Genomic DNA, 22,011 nt, shown 5'->3' with positions numbered 1-22,011 from the left:
TTTTATTCTTTTAGTTTGGCTAAAATCAGCTTAAATTCTTTTGGGTTTAAGTAGCCGTTGTGCTGAAAAATAATCTCATTTTCACTGTTCAAAACACACAAAACAGGAAAGTTCAGTTGCTTGTTGACTGTTCCTAATGCGAGGGCCAGTTCATGTATTCCGGAGTTGTTTCCCGTGGGTCGGAATTGAAAACTGGTTTTGTTAAAAATAACCGTTCGCTTTTCCTCGGCATTAAAATCAATAAAATAGAAATTAGAATTGAGCTGGGTAATAATTTCCTTGTTTTTAAAAGTGGTGTTTTTCATGGCATGACAAAATTGGCACCAATCGGTTTGAATAAAAACTATCGTTTTTCTCTTTTTGTTATTTTGTAAACTGTCTATTTTTTCGAATGAAACCGAATGCAACTGCGCAAATCCAGCGGAAATCGCACAGCATAAAAGCAACAGTATGAAAAGTTTATTTTTCATTATCGCAACGTATATCGAAGTCCGAAAAAACTTCTGATTCCTTGATTGGGTCCATACACATACGTCGTGTCAAAAGTCAACCCATACGGATTTTCAGGCGTTGCTAGAACTTGTCCGTTTGAGTCGTACGTTACGTTCTTATCAAAAGGATCATTTGCTCTTGCAATCAAAAACGGATTATTTTGTTTAGGCAAAAAGTTCAACAGGTTTTTGATGCCAGCATAGAATTCAAAAGCTTTTAAACCAGAATACGTGCATTGAATGTTTTGTAAACTGTACCAAGGTGATTCTGGAGCACGGGGATCTAAAGCGCTTAAAAGTGGGAGTCGCATAGGGCTGTATAGATTTCCGGTGTAATCAATATTTAAATCGATAGCTTGAATTTTATAGGAAACACTCCAAGTTGCTGTAAATTTTTCGGTTAGAAAAGGTGTTTCTTTTAGGCCATTTTGAACGTTTTTGTTGTCTAACAAAGAAGCGCCGGTGATAATTTTTAATCCATTAGGAAAATTGAAATCGACATTCATACTGATTCCTTGACTTATCGCATAACCATTAATGTTGTCGTAGATGATTTGGTTGGGATCAGTAACATAATCCGAAACAATTTTATTGCTAAATCTGGTATGAAAAAGGGAAGTTTCAATGCCAATAAAGGTTCCGTTATCAAAATTTATTTTCTTAATATAATTCAAATTAGCATTGATGGATTGTTCCGGCTTCAAATTATTTACGATTACAATTTCACGAGCGCCAGTCAAGGCAGCATGATCTTCGGTAAATAAATTTACCACTCTAAAACCTGTTCCGGCGTTCAGTCGAATAATATTATTATCGTTCAATTTCCATTTATAGGCAATTCTTGGCGTCAAGATACTTCCGTGAAAGGAGTTGTAATCGTAACGCAGTCCCAAGAGTATCTTGTGTTTTTCGGTAAATGTAATTTCGTCCTGAACAAAAATTCCCGGCAGCCAGGTTTTCTCGGGATTGTTATTTCCCTGTTTTAATGTTGCCGGTGTATTGTCATCGTAATAATTATACCGCGTGGCAATTCCGGTAAGCAAATCATTTTTTCCTATTTTTTTATCCCAAGTCAATTGTAGAAAACCAATTTTTTGATTGGCAATATAACTGGTTGTCCCGTAGCGACTGTCTTGAAAATGCACATTTCCTGAAAAGGATAGCATCAGTTTTTCCTGAAAAGGCAATTGGTAACTTCCTATTAATTCGGCTCGTTTGGTATAAATGCTTTCGCCGTAAATCTCGTCTCCGCCACGGTGTTTTTTCTCCCAACGCACATCGCCGCCAAAACGGTCTTCATAAACGCCACGTGCCGCGATGGTGAACAAACGGTTTTCTTTTCTGTTGAAAGTCCATTTTTGAAAAAGGGAAATTCGGTCTGAAAGGGTAACATCAGTAAAATTGTCGCCATCGTTGTCTATTTTTTGATTGTAGCTAAAATAATTTAAACCTAGAAGTGCCGTAGCTTTCTGTCCAACATTGAGTTTTACTCCTAAATCAACATTAGTTTCCAACCAAGAAGTAGAAAACACATCTGCGGAGAATAGGGGCGCGTTTGTTGGATTTTTGGTAATAATATTAATCAAACCTCCAACAGCCTCACTGCCGTATAAAGACGAAGCGGGACCTTTTACGATTTCAATTCGTTCGACCAGTGAATTCGGAATTCCAGATAATCCGTACACCGTGGATAAACTGCTCACGATGGGCATTCCGTCAATTAGAACCAAAGTATACGGACCTTCAAGCCCATTAATATGGATGTCGCCCGTATTGCAAACGCCACAATTAAGCTGTGGTCTTACACCATTTACATTCTGTAATGCTTCATAAATACTGGCCGTTGGATTTTTCTTGAAAAATATTGGGGAATAAACCTCGACAGGAACGGGACTTTCCAGTCTTTTTACGGGTTTTAAAGTTCCGGAAACCACAACTTCGTTAAGTTGGTTTTCATTATTTGAAAGTTCCAAATCCAGAATAGTGTTTTCATTAATTTTGACCGTTATATTCTTTTTTAAAGTTTGAAAACCTTCTGCAACAATTTGTATTTTGTAATTCCCTTCAGCAATATTCGCTATACTGTAATTTCCTAAACTATCCGTTTGGGTGGCGTATTTTGTTCCAATTAAAAAAACACGAGCTTCCGAAACCCCTTTTTTTTCTGATGAAATAAATCCCGAAAGACTTGTTTTTTCTTGGCTGTAGCCAAAATGAAACATAAGGAAAACTAATAATGAACATAATTTTTTCACAATGCTTAAATTAAATTTAGGCAAAACTAAAAATTATATTTTGCAAAACCAATTTTTTAATTACATTTGTATCAATAACTTAATTGGTTTAGTGAGAAGTCTTCAAGAAGAAATCAATAAATTGATTTGTATTAAAATTTAAAAAGAGTATTCAAAAAACATAGCATGACCTTTTCAGAAGAAAATTATCTCAAGACCATTTACCACCTTACGGCTGTTTCAGAGGTGGATATCAGCACCAATGCGATTGCCGAAAAAATAGAAATCAAGGCGTCATCCGTTACCGATATGCTCAAGAAACTCGCCGAAAAAGAGTTAGTCAACTACATCAAATACCAAGGTGTTTCCCTTACTGATCAGGGACAATTAGCCGCTAAAATGATTGTTCGAAAGCACCGGCTTTGGGAAACTTTTTTAGTTGAAAAATTAGATTTTTCATGGGATGAAGTGCATGATCTTGCGGAACAATTGGAACACATCAAATCTGAAAAACTCATCAATAAGTTAGATGATTTTCTGGGAAATCCCACTGAAGATCCACATGGAGATCCGATTCCGGATGCTAACGGAAGAATTATAAAAGTAGACAAACAACTGCTTTCTGAATTCGAGAAAAACCAAATCGGGATTTGTGTGGGTGTCAAAGATACATCTTCTGATTTTTTAAAATATTTAGACAAACAAGAAATCGCTTTGGGTTCCCAAATTGAAATTATCGAAAAGGAAAGTTTTGATTCCTCTTTGAGAATTCGGGTTGGAACAAAAGAAATAACGGTTTCAAATAAAATAGCCAGTAATATATACATCAAATAATTATGTTTCAATCTGTAGTAGATTATTTTACGAGTATCGACCCAATATTAGCCGCTTTGTATGCGAGTTTATTCACTTGGTTTCTTACGGCCTTAGGAGCCTCGTTTGTTTTTTTGTTTAAAACCATGAACCGGACGGTACTGGACGGAATGCTTGGATTTACCGGGGGCGTAATGGTTGCTGCAAGTTTTTGGAGTTTATTGGCTCCAGCTATAGAAATGACCGGCGGCGAAGGTTTTCAAAAAGTGATTCCCGCAGCTTTTGGTTTTTTTCTTGGTGCCTTGTTTATTTTTGGGATTGATAAAGTATTGCCACATCTTCACATTAATTTTAAAGTTACGGAGGGAATTAAATCGCCTTGGCAGCGTACTACATTACTGGTTTCGGCAATTACACTGCACAATATACCTGAAGGATTGGCCGTAGGGGTTCTTTTTGGGGGAGTGGCTGCCGGGATTCCGGAGGCTTCCATTGCGGGAGCTGTTACCTTGGCCATTGGTATTGGAATTCAGAATTTCCCCGAAGGTATTGCCGTGGCTATGCCGTTGCGTCGTATGGGAATGAGTAGAAGAAAAAGCTTTATGTACGGACAATCATCAGCTTTGGTAGAACCTGTCGCTGCTGTTTTAGGCGCTTTTGCTGTCACATTTTTTACCCCAATTTTACCGTACGCTTTGGCCTTTGCTGCAGGTGCTATGATTTTTGTTGTGGTAGAGGAAGTGATTCCGGAAACACAACAGGATAAAAATACGGATATTGCCACACTGGGATTTGTTGGCGGATTTATAGTGATGATGGTTCTGGATGTGGCTTTGGGATAGGGTTTTTAATTTTTGCCATTTGTTATTAAAAAGAAGCGTAGCTTTATCTTTTAAACCGCGTTTATGAAAAAGTCAGTAGTATTCCTTTGTATGATTATCAGCAGTGCAGTTTTGGCGCAAATCCCAAAATCCCAAAAGGTCAAATACAGTACAATACATCAGAAAATATGCCACAATCAAAAAGGTTTTCAGTTGGTTCTAAAATCGATTTCTTCTGATTCCCGTTGTCCGGAAGGGGTTACTTGTATTTGGGAAGGGGAAGTTTCGGGAGTTGTTTCTGTTTACAAAGATTTAAAATTAATTGAAAACAGGATATTGGTTTTTTCGATGGAAAACGAAAAAGAAAATAAAGAGTGGTTTTCTAAATATTTGCCTAAAAAGCAAAAAAACATAAAAAACTATAGTGTTCTTCCATATCCAAAAGAAGGTGTCAAAATCAACCCGAGTGAATACTATGTGAAAATTGGGTATTTAAAATAACTTTTTATATCACTACTGAATGACTGCATTGCATATCACTATAGCAAAATGAAAAATATTTTCATTGGGATTAAATATATATAACTTATATATCAGATTTTTGTTAAAATTATGATGGTCTAATCGCATACGGATTACTAATTCATAATAGTACCATAATTTCAATTTTTGTAGGGATAAAACTAAAATCATGTTCAAAGTCAAATTAGATACGAGTTCAAATTTGAAAACATTTTCTAAAACATACAAACGTAAACTGTTGATATTGAGTCTAAAAATTCATTCTATTAAAGTACCGCACTTTTTTTATATTTTAAAGAAAGCACAGACTTATTGTTTTTTAAGATAGTTCAGACTACTACCAAACATTTTACATGGGCTCTTTTTTAACGTTTAAATACGAAATAAAATTTTAATGGCAGCCGCAATCACCACCACTGCCACAATTTTTATCTGATTTTTTCTTTTTGAGGAAGAATTTTTTAATCAAAAAAGCAAGTGCTATTCCAAGGGCAAAAAAAGCTAAAATTTCTTGAATATCCATATTGTAAAAATAAGAAAAAGCAACCAAAAGAGGTTGCTTTTTTGAGTTAAACTAATGAGAAAGTTTTTTACAACTGTGCCATAATTCCAAAATTGATGTTAAAAGGCATTCCAGGTCTTAATCCTGCTGGAACTCTTGAAACGGCATACTTTTCATTCATTAAATTAATGATATTCGACATCAGGCTCACTTTTTGACTAAGGTGGTATCTTGCTGAGAAATCTACAATAAAATTATTGTTTACTTTGTTTTGGGACGGAATAGTTCCCGTTCCTGCCAATGTTCTAAACGCATCTACATATTTTCCACTGATGGCCAAATTGAATTTTTCTGTTTCGAAAGCGGCAGTCAGAGCAAATTGATTTTTGGCGATGTACGGAATCTCATCTCCACGTGTTACATTTCCCCATATTGGGCTGTTAAAGTTACTATTTAATTTCGTATCCGTCAGAGTATAGGAAAAGCTAAGCGGTAGTTTATATCCTTTTTCTGAATTTTTCAGGATTTCATACGTGGCCAAAAATTCAATTCCCTTTACGATTGCAGCACCTGCATTGAATAAATCTCCAGTTCCAGTTCCGCCACCGGACATGTTATCCGAACCTTGTAAATTAGAAAAATCATTGTAATAGCCAATCAATTCTCCGTAAAAGGCATTTTTTTGAAAGCGAAAACCCAGTTCTGAGTTGATACTGTTTTCGGCATCTTCTCCAACTTTAGCGCCCGGAGGAGAAAACCCTTTGTGAACACTCGTAAACACATTGTAATCTTCATTTATTTTATACAGAATTCCCATTCCCGGTATCCAAACATCAGAACGGTTATTTGCATTTACGATATTTGTACCGGTTCTTGTAATATCGTTGCTCCCGTAATTAATCGATTCTAAATTGATATTTTCATATCGGACTCCTGGCGAGAACGTAAATTTATCATAGGTAATCGTATAAAGCACATGAGCGGCAATTGCTTCGGCGTAGGTAATCCTATTTGCATCTGTGCCTGGAGTTCCGTTTGAAGTTCTATTCATCACTCCATTTTGTATGGCGTATCCGTCAACCCATTGAAAGCGATCTTCATAATCTTCGTGGTAGCGAAATCCAAAATCAAAATCGTGTTTCAGCGCTCCTGTTGCAAAATTATAATTGGCTACTGATTGGATTCCTTTGGCCTCGTACATCCGATTGTTGGCTTTAACTAATAAAGCATTATCAGCAGTGTTATTAGCTCCTGTTAAAGCTAAATATTCCGCATTATACTTTATTGGATCAATTAATATAGAATTGATTCCTACTTTTGTAGTTCCAAGTTTTAAGGCATCAAGTTTATACCAATTTCTGGCAAAATCATTCTTGTAGGCCTTTGTGGTGATGTTGAAATTTTTTGAGGGTTGAATAAAATGGGTCAACATGATTTGTTTGTGCTCCGTATCAAGATAATCTTCATTTGATCCGGCATACCTTCTGTAAGGACTCTTGTTGTAATCGTCTTCGGTCAAACCAAGGTAAGTTTCATTGGCAAAATCTTCGCCAAACTGGACTTTAGCGGTTAAGGATTGAAAGATTTTGGCATCGAGATCCGTATTAATTCTAAATTTAGCAACATAATCATTTCCCTGAAAACCGGTGTTTTTAGAACTGTTGTCTATTTTTTTAAATCCGTCTGAATTTCGGTTGTTGTATTCTAAAACGTAACCAAAATTTTTGCGTTCATCTCCAATATTTACGTATGTTTTTTTGGTATTGAAACTACCAATGCTGGCTACAACTCGGGCTTTGAAACGATTTGGGATTTGAGTAGAAACCATATTGATGGCGCCGCCGGTAGTATAAGGACCGTATTGTATTTGACTTCCTCCTTTTACAATTTCGAAAGACTGCATTCTGTTTACTGTTGGGAAATAATACGCGGCAGGAGCGGCATAAGGAGCAGGTGCTATTAGAACGCCATCCTCCATTAGTGTAATTTTACTCGAACGATCTGGGCTGGTTCCTCTCATACCAATATTTGGGCGGAGTCCAAACCCTTCTTCTTCCTGAATATTGATGCCGGGAACGGTTCTTAGAATCCTGGAAACATCATCATAATTAAAGGTTTTTAATTCTTTTGGAGAGATAAAATATGTTGATCCGGCTTTATTTTTGGCTTTAAATTTACTTCCAATGATCGCATCGGTGGTAATAATAACTTCGTTTAAACTTTCAATACTATCTTTTTGAGTTTTTGTAAGTTCCTTTTCTTGTGCAAACAAAACGGACGTAATTAATAGCGAGCCGATAATTATAATATTTTTCATTTTTATTTAGATTAATTCTACACTGCAAATGTAGAACCTAAATCTTATTTAGACAAATTAAAAATAATAAAAATTTGACATTTTAACTTTTGTTGACATATAAGTAATGAGATTAAAATAATGTCGTATTTGTTTTTAACTCAACCTCAGTCTTTATTGAAGGTTTGACATTATAATATGTGACAATATATCGTTCCTATTACTTAGTTCTCATAAAGGAATTAAATTTATGAGTCTTAAAAGCATGTATAACCAAGTGCTTTATCCTATTTTGCTTGATCTTCTTAATTTCTTTTGCTGCTAATTCGCAAATTGTTTATCCAACTTGGAGTTATTTAATAAGTAATCAAATCGCACGGCAAAAGGCTAAGATCTGCATTTTAATTTTTTTAAATTTTAGCTTTTTTCACTCACACTCATACGAGTGATTTTAAAACCATTGTAGTGTGTGATTACTTTAAAATTTGGTATGCAATTAAAGCAACAACATACGCAAATCCGGACATAAAGATCAATTGTCCTGCCGGCCATTTCCAGGAATTGGTTTCTTTTTTAGTAACGGCGAGTGTACTGGCGCATTGCAAAGCAAAAGCATAAAAAAGTAATAGTGATATTCCGGAAGCAAAATTAAAAACCTTTTCTCCGGTAACCGGATTAATCTCGGCAGCCATTTTATTTTTAATAGTAACTTCATTATCGCTACCACCCACACTGTAAATAGTGGCTAATGTTCCCACAAAAACCTCCCTGGCGGCAAAGGAACTGATGATGGCAATTCCTATTTTCCAGTCGTAACCCAGAGGAGAAATAGCAGGTTCAATGGCTTTTCCCATGATTCCGATATAAGAGTTTTCCAGTTTTTGGGAGGCCACTGCATTCTCAAATTCAGCTTCAGGTAACGGATTATTTTTGGTGTTTTCAGTGACAATGGTTTCTGCATCATTGAATTTTTCTCCTGGTCCGTACGAAGCTAAGAACCATAAAACTATAGAAATAGCCAGTATGATTTTTCCGGCACCAAAAACAAAGGCTTTTGTTTTTTCGATCACATTAATACCTACGTTTTTGAAAAGCGGTAATTTATAATTGGGCATTTCTACCACAAAGTATGTTTTTCCTTTTATTTTAAGGATTTTATTCAATATGTACGCTGAAAAAATAGCCGTTCCAAAACCCAAAAGATACAACATCATCAAGGTCATTCCTTGCATGTTCAGAAAACCCAAAACACGAGTATCCGGAATTACCAGAGCAATGATTATGGCATAAACAGGTAATCTGGCGGAGCAGGTCGTGAATGGGGTGACCAGGATGGTGATCAATCGTTCTTTCCAGTTTTCAATGTTTCGGGTTGCCATAATTGCCGGAATCGCACAGGCCGTACCGGAAATAAGTGGGACTACACTTTTCCCTGATAATCCAAATTTACGCATAATTTTATCCATCAGGAAAACAACTCGGCTCATGTAACCGCTTTCTTCAAGAATTGAAATAAACATAAATAGGAAAGCAATTTGAGGGATGAAGATCAAAATACCTCCAATTCCAGGAATTATTCCCTGCGAAATTAGATTGGTTAAAACGCCGGCCGGTAATTGCTCGGCAGCAAGAGCGCTTATTGTAGCAAAGGTACCGTCAATGAAATCCATTGGAATTTTAGACCATTCGAAAATAGATTGAAAAATAACAAACAAAATCATGAAGAAAATCACATAACCCCAAATCTTGTGAGTCAGGACGCGATCCAGTTTGCTGCGAAAATCTTTAGCAATTGTCTCATCGACTTTTAATCCTGTTTTCAAGACGTCATTGATGAATTGGTAGCGTTTTATGGTTTCTTTTTGTTGCAAACGCTTTAGATCCGAATGCGATTTAGTAAATGAATTTCGGATTTCATTTCGGTCTAAATTCAGGAAATTGACGTCTTGAGTAATGACCAGCCATAATTTATACAAGAGCTGGTTGGGAAATGTTTTTCTTAAAGTATTAAAATATTCCGGATCAATGCTTGAGGCATTCAAGCAGGGTTCATTCGAAAGGGATTTGTAGTTGACTATCAATTTTTTTAGTTCATCAATTCCAAAACCTTTTCTCGAACTGATCAGCGCAATTTTTGTTTTTAAGTGCGCTTCAAGATACGGAATATCCAGCGTAATTCCTTTGAATTTCATTCTATCGGCCATGTTGATGACTAATATGGTTGGAATTTCAAGGTCTTTTATTTGGGTAAAAAGTAATAAATTTCGTTTTAGATTCTCCACATCCGTAACTACAAGGGCTACATCAGGGTATAATTTATCGTTTTTATTCAGTAATAATTCAATGACAACGTTTTCATCAATCGAACTGGCATTTAGGCTGTAGGTTCCCGGTAAATCCAAGATATTAGCCTTGATGTTATTGGGTAATTTGCAAAAACCCATCTTTTTTTCAACGGTAATTCCAGGGTAATTCCCTACTTGTTGATTCAAACCGGTCAATTGATTAAAAACAGAGGTTTTTCCGGTGTTAGGATTTCCAATTAAAGCAACATTGATATTTTGATTGGTCATTATAAATTAGTTTTTAGTATTTCAACTTCAATCTCACGGGCAGTTTCCAATCGGATAGCAACGTGTGAACCATTGATGTTTAAATATAAAGGATCGCCAAAAGGAGCAATTTGAAGTAATTCTACCAGATTGCCCGGCAAGCAACCCATTTCCAATAATTTTAATGGAACTGTATCAATGTCAAAGTCTTTTATAATGGCCTTTTCGCCTTTTTTGAGAGAATTTATCGTTGTTTGCAAATCTTATTTAGATTGAATTAAGATTGCAAAAATACACATTTTAATACAAATAAAAATGATAAATATCACATTTAAACCTTAATTAAGACAAAAAAAATGCATGGATTGGGATGGGATTTATCAGAAAAGGCGAAGAAATTAAAGGTCAATTAATCTTATTCGGCACTCAAAAAACGAATGTCGTCGATTAATCGTTTCATGTCTTCTTTGTTAGTGCCGTCATAAAACCCACGTACTCTTTTTTTAGTATCTACCAATACAAAATTTTCTGTGTGTACCATGTCGTATAATTCGCTTGGTTCTCCCAGTTTAACGGCCAAATACGATTTTCTGGCCATCTCATAAATTTCTTTTTTATCGCCGGTGACTAAATTCCATTTTGAAGCATCTACCTTATATTTTTTGGCGTAAGCCTTCAAAACCGGAACGCTGTCCGTCTCCGGAAAAACAGTATGCGACAATAACTTCACCTTGGGGTCATTGGCAAAAACTTTCTGGATATCCGATAAATTGGTGGTCATTTTTGGACAAATGGAGCCGCAAGTGGTAAAGAAAAAATCAGCCACATATATTTTTCCTTCATAGTCTTTTTGGGTGATGGTTTTTCCGTTTTGGTTGACAAACGAAAAATCAGCAATGGTATGGTATTTACTTTTATACTGAATCGTACTATCTACTAATTCCGGATTTACATCAGAAGGATTAAAAATAGGAAGTGTTTTTTTTGGCTTTAAGGCCGAATAAAATAAGGATAAAACGACTGCAGAAAAAACCAGGAAGACCCCTAAAAAGATTCGGTATTTTTTTAAAATTCGTAACATAATGTTATTTTAATACAAAAATACGAAAACGAAATTTGTTTTTAATTCAAATTAACACAATCTTATTGGGATAAAATTTAACAAGAAGTTAAAAGTTTTATTGATAGCTTTGTAAAACTAACTAAATATATATTAAAAATGAAAAAGAACATCAATAAGCAGTTGCTTTTTGTGATTCCTGCAATCATGGGTTTTACGGTAAGTCAAGCCCAGAACACAGCCGTGGCGAAAGAGCCAGGAATCAATGTGAACCACATGGACAAGAATGTACAACCCAACAATGATTTTTTTCGCTATGTGAATGGAACATGGTTGGATAATACAGAAATTCCAGCTGATAGAACCCGTTGGGGAAGTTTTGATGAATTGCGTCAAAAAACAGATGCCGATGCTTTGGCAATCTTGAAGGAAGCCACTAAGAATCCGAGTTATAAATCAAATACTGATCAAGGGAAAGCCGTTAATTTATACCAGTCGATATTAGATACCATAGGAAGAAATAAGCTTGGGATAGCGCCTTTAAAGCCGTATTTGACAAAAATAAACGCAGTTAAAAATGCGAAAGACCTAGAGGCATTATTAATTGAAATGGAGCCAATTGGCGGTATTGGATTTGTGGGAGCCAGTGTAGGCACTGATGCAAAGAACAGCAATAGAAATGTAATTAATGTAGGATTGGGTAGCGTAGGTTTGCCAGACAGAGATTATTATGTTTCTGAAGATGCCGACTCTAAAGAAAAACGAGCTAAATACGTGCTTCACGTTGCTAAAATGTTACAGTACCTTGGTGATACTCCGGTAGTTGCTAAAGCGAATGCCGAAAAAATCCTGGCACTTGAAATCGCCATGTCTAAACCAAGATTGGATAGAGTAGAAAGAAGAGACCGTCGTAAATCATACAACCCAATGACGGTTAAAGATTTACAAAAACTGACGCCTTCAATCAACTGGGATAATTATTTCACAAAAATAGGATTGCCTAAAGTGGATTCCTTGATAGTGTCGCAGCCTAAATATATGACTGCTTTAGAAACAATTTTCAAAGAAAATAAAGTAGAAGACTGGAAAGCATACATGCGTTGGACTTTATTAAACAGAGCATCAAGTCAATTGTCAACTACTATTGAAGACGCAAACTGGGAGTTTTACGGAAAAACCCTGACGGGCGCTGTAAGTCAAAGACCACGTGACGAAAGAGCACTTCAAACCATCAACGGAACGGTTGGAGAAGCGTTAGGAAAATTATATGTAGAGAAAATGTTTCCGGCTGAAGCCAAAGCCAAAGCGGAAAAAATGATCAAAAATATATTTCTTGCTTTCGAAAACCGAATCAATAATTTGCCTTGGATGTCTACAGAAACTAAGGTAAGTGCACTTGCTAAACTGCATAAATCAAGAATAAAAATTGGATATCCAGACAAATGGAAAGATTATTCAGCCTTGACCATTAAAAGTCCAAAAGAAGGCGGAACGTATTTTGATAATGTTAAAAACTTGGCAAAATGGCGTTTTGAAGAAAACATAGCTGAATTGAACAAGCCAGTCGATAAAGAAAAATGGGGCATGTCTCCACAAACGGTGAACGCCTATTTCAACCCATCAAATAATGAAATTGTATTTCCAGCAGCTATTTTGCAACCGCCTTTTTATAATTATCAAGCAGATGAAGCCGTAAATTATGGTGGAATTGGAGCCGTTATCGGGCATGAAATTTCACATGGGTTTGATGATTCGGGATCGCGTTACAATGCTGACGGAAACTTAGTAGATTGGTGGACCGCTGAAGATTTGAAACAATTCTCTGCTTTAACAGGAGCGCTTGCAGCTCAATACAGCGCTTTGCAACCTATTCCAGGAACTTTTGTAGATGGTAAATTCACGCTTGGTGAAAACATTGGAGATTTAGGAGGCGTAAATGCCGCTTATGATGGTTTGCAATTGTACCTGAAAGCAAACGGAAACCCGGGATTAATCGATGGATATACTCCGGAACAACGGTTCTTTATTTCCTGGTCAACGATCTGGCGTTCCAAAATGCGTGATGAAGCCTTGAAAAACCAAGTGAAAACAGATCCGCATTCTCCAGGAATGTACCGTGCGTATGTGCCTTTGCAAAATATTGATACGTTTTATCAAGCCTTTGATATTAAAGAAAATGATGGAATGTACATTGCTCCAGAAAAGAGAGTAAAAATCTGGTAGAAATTATTCACGAGAGTATGATCCTGATGTGATTTCTCCTTAGTCGAATGACACAGATACGTAGCTTCAGTCCAGAAAAAAATACAGGTATAAAAATTATCTTGTAGTATGAAAAAGTCCCATTTGCCTGAGCAAATGGGACTTTTTTTATTCTGTTTTGATACTGTTTTTTCGGGTTCTTCTCAGCGAATAATTCACCAGATACAAGCCAAATAAGGTGACGCCACCTCCTACGGCTATGGCAGTATTGAGGGTTTCCCCAAAGATTATTGCGCCTAAAATCACGGCAATAATTGGGTTGATATAGGAATACACACTACTGATCTCCGCAGGAAGATTTTGAAGAGCATAAATAAAGGCAATGAAAGTAAGTATGGAACCAAAAACAACTAAATAAGCGATAGACCACCAGGAAGCAGCAGGAATTTCGCTTAATTTGACGGAAATTCCAGTTGCGCCAGTGTAGGCGAAAACTAAAATACTAGAAATAAACATTTGCAGTCCCAAACTAAAATACGGATTAAAAGTGGCTGCTTTTTTCTTCGTGTACAAGGTGCCAAAAGCCCAAGTTAAAGTAGAAATTATGGAAATGATTATTCCAAATCTGAAACTAGGAATCAAAAAATCACTCAGGTGGTCGTAAAAAATCACACAAACCCCACTGAAACTGATAATCAAACCCACAACTGATACTCTGGATAATCGGTCGCCTCTAAAAAAAGTAATGATCACAATCCATAAAGGGACACAAGCACCAATAATTGCGCCTAGACCACTACTGATATACTTGACGCCCCAAGTGCTTAATCCGTTGCTTAAAACAAAATTAAGAATGCTTAGAATGATGATCGTTTTCCATTGTTTTCCCTTTGGCCAAGGCGCCTTTTTAAATAAAAAATAGGAAATATACAGGAATCCTCCTAAAAATTGTCTGATGGCGACAAGTTGTAAGGCGGGCATGTGTTTCACGCCCTCTTTAGAAGCAATCCAGGTAGTTCCCCAAAAAAAACTGACCCAACACAAAGCCAAAATTGGCAGTCCAATAGTGTCTATTTTGGACGAAACGGCATTCTTAATTTTAGTTCTCACATTACAAATTTGGTTTCGTAAAAGTATACTTTAAAACCGTTTCTATGCGAGCACTCAAAATTATTTTTCCAGTTGAATTTTCTTCAGAATTAAATTTTGGCAAAGCTAAATCCAGATCCTTCGCTTTTTGGGTGTAGTACTGTTCTCGAGAAGGATGAAATGGAGCCACTGCATTGAAGGTTTCATTCCATGAATCCGTTTCAATAATTTTTTCAATGATTCCAATACAATCGTCTTGATGAATTAAGTTAATGGTTGCATTAGGGTTGTCAAGATTTTCTCTGCCGGCCAAGAATTTTACAGGATGGCGGTCCTGGCCAATTAATCCGCCAAAACGCAATACCGTCGTTTTAAAATGACTGTTGTTTTGCAAAAGCTGTTCTGTTTCCAGTAATTGTTTGCCGCTTTCCGTATCCGGTTTTGGGATAGTTTCTTCAGTAACAAAAATAGCTTCATCATTATAAACAGATGTCGAACTGATGAAAAGTACGTTTTCAACAGAAGATTTTTCGATAGATGGAATCATATTTCTAATCTTGGCAACAAAGTTTTCTTGCGCTAAACCACGAAGTTTTGGTGGGACATCAATGATTAAAATTTTAGAATTTTCCAGAAAATCAGAAAGGTTTCCTGTGGTTTTATTTTCTGAAAGCGCAATTAAGAAAGGAGCGATTCCGGCATTTTTCAATACGTCTAATTTCGCTGTAGAAGTCGTCGAGCCCTTCACGGAAAATCCTTTTGAAAGGAAGGCTTTCGCCAAAGGCAAACCCAGCCATCCGCAACCCAGAACACTAATTTTTGTCATTTTCGTTTTTTGTAATCAATCGTAATTTTCAAATTTATATGCGGTTACAATTGGTGGCCGTGCATTCTCATAAATTTAAATTTATTCAAGGTCATAAAATGTGACCTTAAAGAAATTCCATCATAATTTTTTCAAACTGTCTTTCACTACTGCTAAACTATCTTTTACAACAGGATTTGTTACAGTAGTATTCAAAGTATTCACAACAACCGGACTCGCTTTTATTTTTTGCCTAATGACAACCGCATCGTTCAAAACAAAAGGGGTTGGCATCATCCAGTTTTCTCTTTTCGTGATTTCAAATAAAGGATTTGAAAGTAGGTCAAAAGAACTTTCTAACAGTTCCATGTTGAACGCAGTTGCAGCATTAAAACTAAACTGCAATTCTAAAGGGGCGTTTCCTACCACATAATAACTCAATATCTTCTTTCCTTTTCGCTGGTAAATTGAATTTTTCCGACCTAGTGTAGTCACGCCATTCGCTTTTAAATTATGAAGTATCATTTTTTCATTGGCAAAAATGTCATAGCGATTAACGTTTCTGTTCGGGGAAATTTTTATTTTGACATGTCTTTGATTTCCTATAATTCGGTCTTCCAGAAATGCGATAGTTGGTTTCGGAATCGCTTTTTTAGGAGCTTTGGCAGCATAGGTAAAACCAGAATTGTATTTGCTAAACAACGGAATTTCGTTCAAATTGGTTGCCTTTTTCGGGTTTACACCCAAATAGCCTGTGGTCCAGGAATCGAGATTGGTGTCATACGTGGCCCAATAGGCTTGATCTGTGTCAGCATTATAGAGGTATAATAAACTATTTGACTTCGCTTTTCCGGGTTTGTATCCCGACTCTAAATGCGCTTTCGCAAAAAAGCCAATGGAAAGCAAAAGCAGGAGTATAGACCAGATTCCCTTTTTGGCGAAAGCCCCAAAAATAGGCAGCAATAATCCGAACATCAATACGGTAAGAAGGGCACTTCCAAACAATACCTTTAGTCCCAAACCGATAGGAAACATTTGGATAAAAGGAGCTATAATGATCAAAGCAGGAATGCTAAAAATAAGATTTAATGTTTCACTTGATTTTTGAGTCACAATGAAAACCCCAAAAAGGAATAGACCAAAGTACACCGGAATAATCAAGAATCCAGCTCCCGGTAACATAAAAGCTATGATGGCATTAATCACAATCCAAATAAATAATGGCGCTACATAATGATTGATGTTGACTTTACGACATGAAAATAAATGATAAAAGACCATGCTTATTGCTAAAGCCAGCAGTACGAAAGCAGCTATGTAAGCATGTCCGTTATAGGTAAATCCGTTCAGCAAATCCGTGTATTGAGGATAGACGAGCAGCAATCCTTTCCATCCAAAAAAGGTAATTATTCCCGTTGCCGTCAGGGAACCAAACAGCGGAATGAATCCTTTTACAATTTCTCGGGCTGATATAAGGCGTTTGGCTCTTCCTATAAATAATAGCGAAAGAAACAACGCTAAGGCGAGTAGAACCATAGGCAAAACCCAACTGAAAGGATAGCTTATAAAAGTGTATGGAATGGTAAAATAGACATACTCTTCACTGGATTGCGCCGCATTTAAATCCGTATTGGAAAAATAATTTAACAACGGCATTAAATATGAACCCTGATGAGCCAGCGTATTTTTGTTTAAATGCTGGATGTCATCCTGAGCGGTATGGTAGTTAAAATGGTCGTCAATAAATGCAAAGTTATAGCCCTGAATATCGCCTTGTTCCCTAAAAACGGTCAAATCAGTGTCGTTGGGTAACATTTTATAAATACTGTACATCAAGGAATTAGATACTGGAAAAGTCGCTTTTGCAGCAGCAAACTCTTTTACTAATCCTGCATTTCCATTGTTAGTTTCCATCAGCATGTAGCTGGGGCCGGAAGAACCACGGGCTTCAAAGTTGAGTACCAGTCCCACTTGTTTTGCCCATTGATGTTGGGTTACAAAAAGTGCAGCACCATTAAGTCCTAACTCTTCTGCATCCGAAAACAGAATAATAATATCGTTTTTATGCGGGGTTTTATTGTATAAAAAAGCCCGAACACTTTCCAGAATTGTAGCTACACCGGAACCCGCATCACTAGCTCCAGGCGAGTAGGAATGGGGTGCGCTGTCATAGTGTGAAAGCAACAACAAGGCTTTGGAACTATTAGAACCTTTGATACGAGCCAAGATGTTTTTTGATTGTACAAGATTTCCCCAGTCACTTAGCGTATAGCCGGTTTGAACAGAAGTTTGCAGTCCTAACTTTTTTAGCTCTTTCAGGAGGTAATTTGCGACCACTTCATGATTGTCGGAGCCTACATAATGAGGTTTTTTTGAAATGGATTTGATGTGATTCAAAGCCCTTTGGGTCGAAAACTCAGTAAGGGACCCTTGATCATTGGAAGTCCATTGCGGCATCATCGTAAAGTAGATTAACGCTAGGGTTACTGAAATAAACAAACCGGCAAAAATGGAGAAATAATCTTTTTTCATGGTAAGTAAGTGGATTTGGATGCGGTGTTAAATGTCTTTTTTGACTAGCATGTAATACTCATTGTCTAAAACTAAATACCCCTGATCGTACAGGAAATAGTAAGTATTTCCTGTTTTGGTTCGCAGAATATTAGTAAAAAATTCAAAATCAAAACCTTTGCTTAATAATTTTGCGCGGGTGGTTTTTGATTTTCCATCGGGATTAAGTTCAATTAGAATGCGGTAATTTTTACGCAACTTATTGTTGATGTTGCGCATAAAATTAGTGCTGTCTTTGTTCATTTTATTGTTGTAGGCGTTGCGACATCCGTCACTACAAAACTTTTTATCTTCACGGCCTACAATTTTCTCTTCACATTCTAAGCAGGTTTTTGTCATGGATTTATTTTTTTGATATCGTATAAATCAGTTCTACGGTCTTTTAGAATGCGTACGCTACCGTGCTCGTGAAGCTCTTTCAGTAAATCTAAATCTACGTCAACAATGAGTGTCATCTCGGTATTTGGGGTTGCTTCGGCTTTGATTCCATTACTTGGAAAAGCAAAATCAGAAGGTGTAAATACTGCTGATTGCGCATATTGAATATCCATGTTGTTTACCTTTGGAAGATTTCCTACACATCCTGCTATGGCTACATAACATTCGTTTTCAATCGCTCTGGCTTGTGCGCAATGTTTGACTCTGGTATAGGCGTTTTGAGTATCTGTTAAGAACGGTACAAATAAAATATTCATGCCTTCATCTGCCATTAATCTAGAGAGTTCCGGAAATTCAACATCATAACAAATCATGATGCCTATTTTACCACAATCGGTATCAAAGGTCTTAATTTGTGATCCTCCAGTCATCCCCCAGTGTTGTACTTCGTTTGGAGTAACATGAATTTTGGCATACATTTCTGAAGTTCCGTCTCTCTTGCATAAAAAACCCACATTGTAAAGCGTGCCGTTTTCTAAATGAGGCATACTTCCTGTAATAATGTTGATGTTGTACGAAATGGCTAGCTCCTGAAAGCGTTTGCGAACAGGCTCTGAATGTTTGGCTAATTCCCGGATGGCTTCTGCCTCGGACAAATGATTGTAATCCGCCATCAACGGAGCGGTAAAGAGTTCTGGAAAGAGTGCAAAATCACTGCCATACCCGGAAACGACATCAACAAAAAATTCACATTGTTCAAATAAAGCTTCCAGATTGTTCAGTTGGCGCATCTGCCACTGAACGAGTCCCAGGCGGATGACACTTTTCTTGAGGTTTATTAATTTAGGGCTTTCGTCGTAATAAATATTATTCCATTCTAGTAAAACGGCAAATTCTTTAGAATCGGTATCGCCTTCCAGATAGTTTTTCATGACCCGGATTACGTGAAAATCATTGCTCAGCTGAAAAGAAAGCACAGGGTCGTGTAGCTCTTTTCTTTTTACTTTTTCGATATAATTTTTAGGAGTGAGGGTTTTGGCGTGTTGCCCATAATTTGGAATCCTGCCGGCAAAAACAATTGCTTTCAAATTCAATTGTTCACATAGTTCTTTACGGGCGTCATACAAACGTCTTCCCAAGCGGAGTCCTCTGTAGCTTGGATGAATAAACACATCTATTCCATACAAGACATCCCCTTGTGGATTGTGGGTCGAAAAGGTATATTTTCCTGTTATATCAGAATAATTATGGTTTTTGTCTACTAAGCTTTCATCCACAATTAGCGATAATGCAGAGCCTACAACTTTGCCGTCTACTAAGATTACGAGTTGGCCTTCCGGAAAAATGCTCAATAATTTTTCAATATGATGTTCTCTCCAATAGGAACCAACCATTTCCGGATACGATTCTACCATTGATTTTTTGAGCTCTTTATAGTCTTCAATCGCTAGATTTCGTAACTCTACTTTGTTTATTTTGGCTTGCATGAAATAATGATTTTATCAAATATAGCTAAAATTTACCAATTACAAACGGTTACAAATAGTTACAACCGAAAGTAAATAGTTAACAACCGAATGCTTTTTAGCTATGATCGCATCTTTGCCCTGTTGATTTGAAAGACCAATTCAACAAACATACACTAACATTTAAATAGTATACGCCATGAGCACATTAAGAAACAAAGTACAGTTAATTGGACATGTAGGAAATGATCCGGAAATCAAATCATTTGACGGAGGAAAAAAACTAGCTAATTTTTCCTTAGCTACAAATGAAAGCTACAAAAACGACAAAGGAGAAAAAGTAGAAGAAACCCAATGGCACAAACTCGTTGCTTGGGGAAAAACGGCCGAAATCATAGAGAAATATGTTACCAAAGGAAAAGAAATTGCCATTGAAGGAAAATTAACCCATAGAAGTTATGACGATAAAAATGGAGAAAAACGTTACATCACTGAAGTTGTCGTTGATGATGTTTTGCTTTTAGGGAAATAGGTTTTTCAAGACTAAGCAATAAAATAATGCCCTCTGTATCAGAGGGCATTTATGTTTTGAATCAGGATACTTTTTTTAATAAATCAAACAACGGACACCGCTTACAGCGATTGTCTTCCCCTTTTTTGAATTTTTTGCAACATTTAGATTTGCAGTTTTCTGCAATCTTAATGGTTTTAAGGATTTCTTTTTGATTTTTTTTCTTTTCCTTTTTTTTCTTTTCCAATTTTTATAAAGAATTAAAAACTAAGGCAAATGTATATTATTTTTATCTGTTCTAAATAAATTTTAACATTTAAATAGCAGGTTTGACAAGCGCCACTTGTTGTAAGTCTCTGTCAAATAAGTATAAACCGCCTTTGTCATCTCCTATTAAGTTGATTTTGTCCAAAATAGATTTTGCGGTCGCTTCTTCCTCAATTTGCTCGGCAACATACCATTGCAGAAAGTTATGTGTGGCATAATCTTTTTCAGAGAAAGTGATGTGTACCAACTCATTTATCGAATCCGAAACAAAAATTTCATGTTTATAAAGTTCCTCAAACATATCTTTGAAGGTTTCATAAGTAGTTTTTGGGGCTTTTAAGTCCGTTATTTTTGCATGGCTACCACGTTCATTTACATACTTGATTAATTTGAGCATGTGCAGGCGCTCTTCGTCAGATTGGGCAAACATGAATTGAGCAATTCCTTCCAGTCCGCTCACTTCAGCCCAACACGCCATAGAAAGGTAGGTTTGCGAGGATTCTGCTTCAATGCGAATCTGTTTGTTTAGGGCAATTTCAATATTTTTAGATAGCATAATTTTAGTTTTTAGTAAAGTTAAAAAAAATAAGTCACTACTGATTCATCAATTCCTGAAAACAATCCACAAATTGTCCCAGATGAAAACCGTCCATTAATCCATGATGTACATGAACAGACATGGGCATGGTTCTTTTGCCACTAGGGGAGACTTTCATTTTGCCAAAAGATATTTTTGGACAGCTGTCCGGAAAGGAAAAACTTCTAGCATGGGATAAAGAGGAAAAATCCAGCCACGGAATTGCTGAAAAATGGATCACGTTATCCTCCTCAAAGGTTCGGGTAAAAAGTCCTGTTGTGGTTTGAATGCGGGCAATCTCTGTAGCGGAGGTCGTTTTGAAAACTGCAAAATCAGCATTGTATTCGATTAAAGAAAATCCGAAAGTGCCGTCCTCCCGACCAATTGTAGCTGAAGCATTAATTTGGTCACAAATATATATTTGGTCCTCTGAAACTCGATACTTAAAAGATTCAATGGTATTTACCGCTACTAATGTTTGGTGTAAATAATAATTAAAAAAAGAAGAATTTAGTGCTTTTGCAGCTGCATAAGCTTTCGTACAATCAATTTTGACTGTGGCTCCAAAAAAAGGTTCTTCAAATTGTCTAAAAAAATGAAAATGTTCTTTTCTGGGCCAATTTTCTATATCTAAAAGGGTTCTCAAAATGAAGGGATTTTATTTAAAGTTCAAAAGTACAGCTATTCTTTGTGAATAGTTAGGAGTTAGTTGATTCTCTATTCTAAAATGGAACAGTTAGATAAGGTGTAGTTCTAAAAAAAGCCCTAAAGAAATTTTGGACATGCCCCAAAAAGTTAGACACTATTTGGGGCATTTTTTATGGAAAAAAAAGTAAAATATGATTATGCATTTA

19 protein-coding genes are annotated in these 22,011 nt (G+C 36.5%); 5 read left to right on the top strand and 14 right to left on the bottom strand.

The window, feature by feature from the left end:
- Positions 1-2: 2 nt before the first annotated feature.
- A complete protein-coding gene (locus EKM05_RS00095) occupies positions 3-470 on the bottom strand; it encodes a thioredoxin family protein (protein ID WP_126552771.1) in 468 nt (155 codons plus the stop codon).
- The gene (locus EKM05_RS00090) at positions 470-2,713 is read right to left on the bottom strand and encodes a TonB-dependent receptor (RefSeq protein WP_126553163.1); all 2,244 of its coding nucleotides are present in this window, start codon (positions 2,711-2,713) and stop codon (positions 470-472) included. Before EKM05_RS00090 ends, EKM05_RS00095 begins: the two co-directional genes overlap by 1 nt.
- A gap of 198 nt (positions 2,714-2,911) precedes the next feature.
- On the opposite strand from EKM05_RS00090, the gene EKM05_RS00085 reads away from it, so the two are divergent.
- The 3 genes from EKM05_RS00085 (at position 2,912) to EKM05_RS00075 (ending at position 4,860) form a co-directional block, all read left to right on the top strand.
- Entirely contained in the window at positions 2,912-3,559 is a 648-nt protein-coding gene (locus EKM05_RS00085) for a metal-dependent transcriptional regulator (RefSeq protein WP_126457701.1), read from the top strand.
- A gap of 2 nt (positions 3,560-3,561) precedes the next feature.
- Positions 3,562-4,380 carry a ZIP family metal transporter gene (locus tag EKM05_RS00080; protein WP_126457700.1) on the top strand — a complete coding sequence of 273 codons (819 nt, stop codon included), beginning with the start codon at positions 3,562-3,564 and terminating at the stop codon, positions 4,378-4,380.
- 63 nt (positions 4,381-4,443) lie between these two features.
- On the top strand, positions 4,444-4,860 hold the full coding sequence (locus tag EKM05_RS00075) for a hypothetical protein (RefSeq protein WP_126552769.1): 417 nt from the start codon (positions 4,444-4,446) through the stop codon (positions 4,858-4,860).
- 412 nt (positions 4,861-5,272) lie between these two features.
- On the opposite strand, the gene EKM05_RS00070 is transcribed toward EKM05_RS00075, so the two are convergent.
- The 5 genes from EKM05_RS00070 to EKM05_RS00050 all read right to left on the bottom strand — a co-directional run bounded on the left by EKM05_RS00070 (position 5,273) and on the right by EKM05_RS00050 (position 11,312).
- Positions 5,273-5,404, bottom strand: a complete 132-nt coding sequence (locus EKM05_RS00070) for a FeoB-associated Cys-rich membrane protein (RefSeq protein ID WP_126457698.1) — start codon at positions 5,402-5,404, stop codon at positions 5,273-5,275.
- A 67-nt stretch (positions 5,405-5,471) separates the two neighbouring features.
- Entirely contained in the window at positions 5,472-7,700 is a 2,229-nt protein-coding gene (locus EKM05_RS00065; protein WP_126552767.1) for a TonB-dependent receptor domain-containing protein, read from the bottom strand.
- Positions 7,701-8,152: 452 nt separating this feature from the next.
- Positions 8,153-10,252 (bottom strand): ferrous iron transport protein B, encoded by a 2,100-nt coding sequence (gene feoB / locus EKM05_RS00060; RefSeq protein WP_126552765.1) that lies wholly within the window; start codon positions 10,250-10,252, stop codon positions 8,153-8,155.
- Complete coding sequence (locus EKM05_RS00055; RefSeq protein ID WP_126457695.1) at positions 10,252-10,491, bottom strand: FeoA family protein; 240 nt, start codon at positions 10,489-10,491, stop codon at positions 10,252-10,254. The genes feoB and EKM05_RS00055 overlap by 1 nt, the downstream gene beginning before the upstream one ends.
- 155 nt (positions 10,492-10,646) lie before the next feature.
- Positions 10,647-11,312: an SCO family protein gene (locus tag EKM05_RS00050; protein WP_126552763.1), complete on the bottom strand. Its 666-nt coding sequence runs from the start codon at positions 11,310-11,312 to the stop codon at positions 10,647-10,649.
- A 138-nt stretch (positions 11,313-11,450) separates the two neighbouring features.
- Here EKM05_RS00050 and EKM05_RS00045 point away from each other — a divergent pair, with 138 nt between their 5' ends.
- Positions 11,451-13,514 (top strand): M13 family metallopeptidase, encoded by a 2,064-nt coding sequence (locus EKM05_RS00045; RefSeq protein WP_126452174.1) that lies wholly within the window; start codon positions 11,451-11,453, stop codon positions 13,512-13,514.
- A gap of 147 nt (positions 13,515-13,661) precedes the next feature.
- On the opposite strand, the gene EKM05_RS00040 is transcribed toward EKM05_RS00045, so the two are convergent.
- The 5 genes from EKM05_RS00040 to EKM05_RS00020 all read right to left on the bottom strand — a co-directional run bounded on the left by EKM05_RS00040 (position 13,662) and on the right by EKM05_RS00020 (position 19,823).
- Positions 13,662-14,603, bottom strand: coding sequence for a DMT family transporter (locus EKM05_RS00040; protein ID WP_231507449.1), 942 nt, complete (start codon positions 14,601-14,603; stop codon positions 13,662-13,664).
- Between the two features lies 1 nt (position 14,604).
- Entirely contained in the window at positions 14,605-15,408 is an 804-nt protein-coding gene (locus EKM05_RS00035; protein WP_126552761.1) for an SDR family oxidoreductase, read from the bottom strand.
- 120 nt (positions 15,409-15,528) lie between these two features.
- Positions 15,529-17,919 carry a M28 family peptidase gene (locus EKM05_RS00030; RefSeq protein ID WP_370275716.1) on the bottom strand — a complete coding sequence of 797 codons (2,391 nt, stop codon included), beginning with the start codon at positions 17,917-17,919 and terminating at the stop codon, positions 15,529-15,531.
- Between the two features lie 27 nt (positions 17,920-17,946).
- A complete protein-coding gene (locus EKM05_RS00025; protein WP_126452170.1) occupies positions 17,947-18,297 on the bottom strand; it encodes a hypothetical protein in 351 nt (116 codons plus the stop codon).
- Positions 18,294-19,823, bottom strand: a complete 1,530-nt coding sequence (locus EKM05_RS00020) for a bifunctional GNAT family N-acetyltransferase/carbon-nitrogen hydrolase family protein (RefSeq protein WP_126452162.1) — start codon at positions 19,821-19,823, stop codon at positions 18,294-18,296. Before EKM05_RS00020 ends, EKM05_RS00025 begins: the two co-directional genes overlap by 4 nt.
- Before the next feature lie 178 nt (positions 19,824-20,001).
- Here EKM05_RS00020 and EKM05_RS00015 point away from each other — a divergent pair, with 178 nt between their 5' ends.
- On the top strand, positions 20,002-20,334 hold the full coding sequence (locus EKM05_RS00015) for a single-stranded DNA-binding protein (RefSeq protein ID WP_126452160.1): 333 nt from the start codon (positions 20,002-20,004) through the stop codon (positions 20,332-20,334).
- 295 nt (positions 20,335-20,629) lie between these two features.
- Here EKM05_RS00015 and EKM05_RS00010 read toward each other — a convergent pair whose 3' ends face one another.
- Together EKM05_RS00010 and EKM05_RS00005 are read right to left on the bottom strand one after the other, a co-directional pair.
- Positions 20,630-21,136, bottom strand: coding sequence for a ferritin (locus EKM05_RS00010; RefSeq protein ID WP_126457689.1), 507 nt, complete (start codon positions 21,134-21,136; stop codon positions 20,630-20,632).
- Between the two features lie 37 nt (positions 21,137-21,173).
- Positions 21,174-21,803 (bottom strand): chloramphenicol acetyltransferase, encoded by a 630-nt coding sequence (locus EKM05_RS00005; RefSeq protein WP_126457688.1) that lies wholly within the window; start codon positions 21,801-21,803, stop codon positions 21,174-21,176.
- Between the last annotated feature and the right edge of the window lie 208 nt (positions 21,804-22,011).

Origin of the sequence: Flavobacterium sp. GSP27 (genome assembly GCF_003970395.1) — a bacterium.
Taxonomy (GTDB): domain Bacteria; phylum Bacteroidota; class Bacteroidia; order Flavobacteriales; family Flavobacteriaceae; genus Flavobacterium.
The sequence above is the reverse complement of the archived record's forward strand: the minus strand, read 5'-3'. Positions and strand labels throughout refer to the sequence as shown.

Bases quoted from the DNA above. Each gene is read 5' to 3' on its own strand.
- EKM05_RS00080 (WP_126457700.1), top strand. From the start codon at position 3,562: ATGTTTCAATCTGTAGTAGATTATTTTACGAGTATCGACCCAATATTA.
- EKM05_RS00015 (WP_126452160.1), top strand. From the start codon at position 20,002: ATGAGCACATTAAGAAACAAAGTACAGTTAATTGGACATGTAGGAAAT.
- feoB (WP_126552765.1), bottom strand. From the start codon at position 10,252: ATGACCAATCAAAATATCAATGTTGCTTTAATTGGAAATCCTAACACC.
- EKM05_RS00065 (WP_126552767.1), bottom strand. From the start codon at position 7,700: ATGAAAAATATTATAATTATCGGCTCGCTATTAATTACGTCCGTTTTG.
- EKM05_RS00010 (WP_126457689.1), bottom strand. From the start codon at position 21,136: ATGCTATCTAAAAATATTGAAATTGCCCTAAACAAACAGATTCGCATT.
- EKM05_RS00095 (WP_126552771.1), bottom strand. From the start codon at position 470: ATGAAAAATAAACTTTTCATACTGTTGCTTTTATGCTGTGCGATTTCC.
- EKM05_RS00030 (WP_370275716.1), bottom strand. From the start codon at position 17,919: ATGAAAAAAGATTATTTCTCCATTTTTGCCGGTTTGTTTATTTCAGTA.
- EKM05_RS00070 (WP_126457698.1), bottom strand. From the start codon at position 5,404: ATGGATATTCAAGAAATTTTAGCTTTTTTTGCCCTTGGAATAGCACTT.
- EKM05_RS00075 (WP_126552769.1), top strand. From the start codon at position 4,444: ATGAAAAAGTCAGTAGTATTCCTTTGTATGATTATCAGCAGTGCAGTT.
- EKM05_RS00035 (WP_126552761.1), bottom strand. From the start codon at position 15,408: ATGACAAAAATTAGTGTTCTGGGTTGCGGATGGCTGGGTTTGCCTTTG.
- EKM05_RS00085 (WP_126457701.1), top strand. From the start codon at position 2,912: ATGACCTTTTCAGAAGAAAATTATCTCAAGACCATTTACCACCTTACG.
- EKM05_RS00050 (WP_126552763.1), bottom strand. From the start codon at position 11,312: ATGTTACGAATTTTAAAAAAATACCGAATCTTTTTAGGGGTCTTCCTG.
- EKM05_RS00090 (WP_126553163.1), bottom strand. From the start codon at position 2,713: ATGTTTCATTTTGGCTACAGCCAAGAAAAAACAAGTCTTTCGGGATTT.
- EKM05_RS00020 (WP_126452162.1), bottom strand. From the start codon at position 19,823: ATGCAAGCCAAAATAAACAAAGTAGAGTTACGAAATCTAGCGATTGAA.
- EKM05_RS00025 (WP_126452170.1), bottom strand. From the start codon at position 18,297: ATGACAAAAACCTGCTTAGAATGTGAAGAGAAAATTGTAGGCCGTGAA.
- EKM05_RS00045 (WP_126452174.1), top strand. From the start codon at position 11,451: ATGAAAAAGAACATCAATAAGCAGTTGCTTTTTGTGATTCCTGCAATC.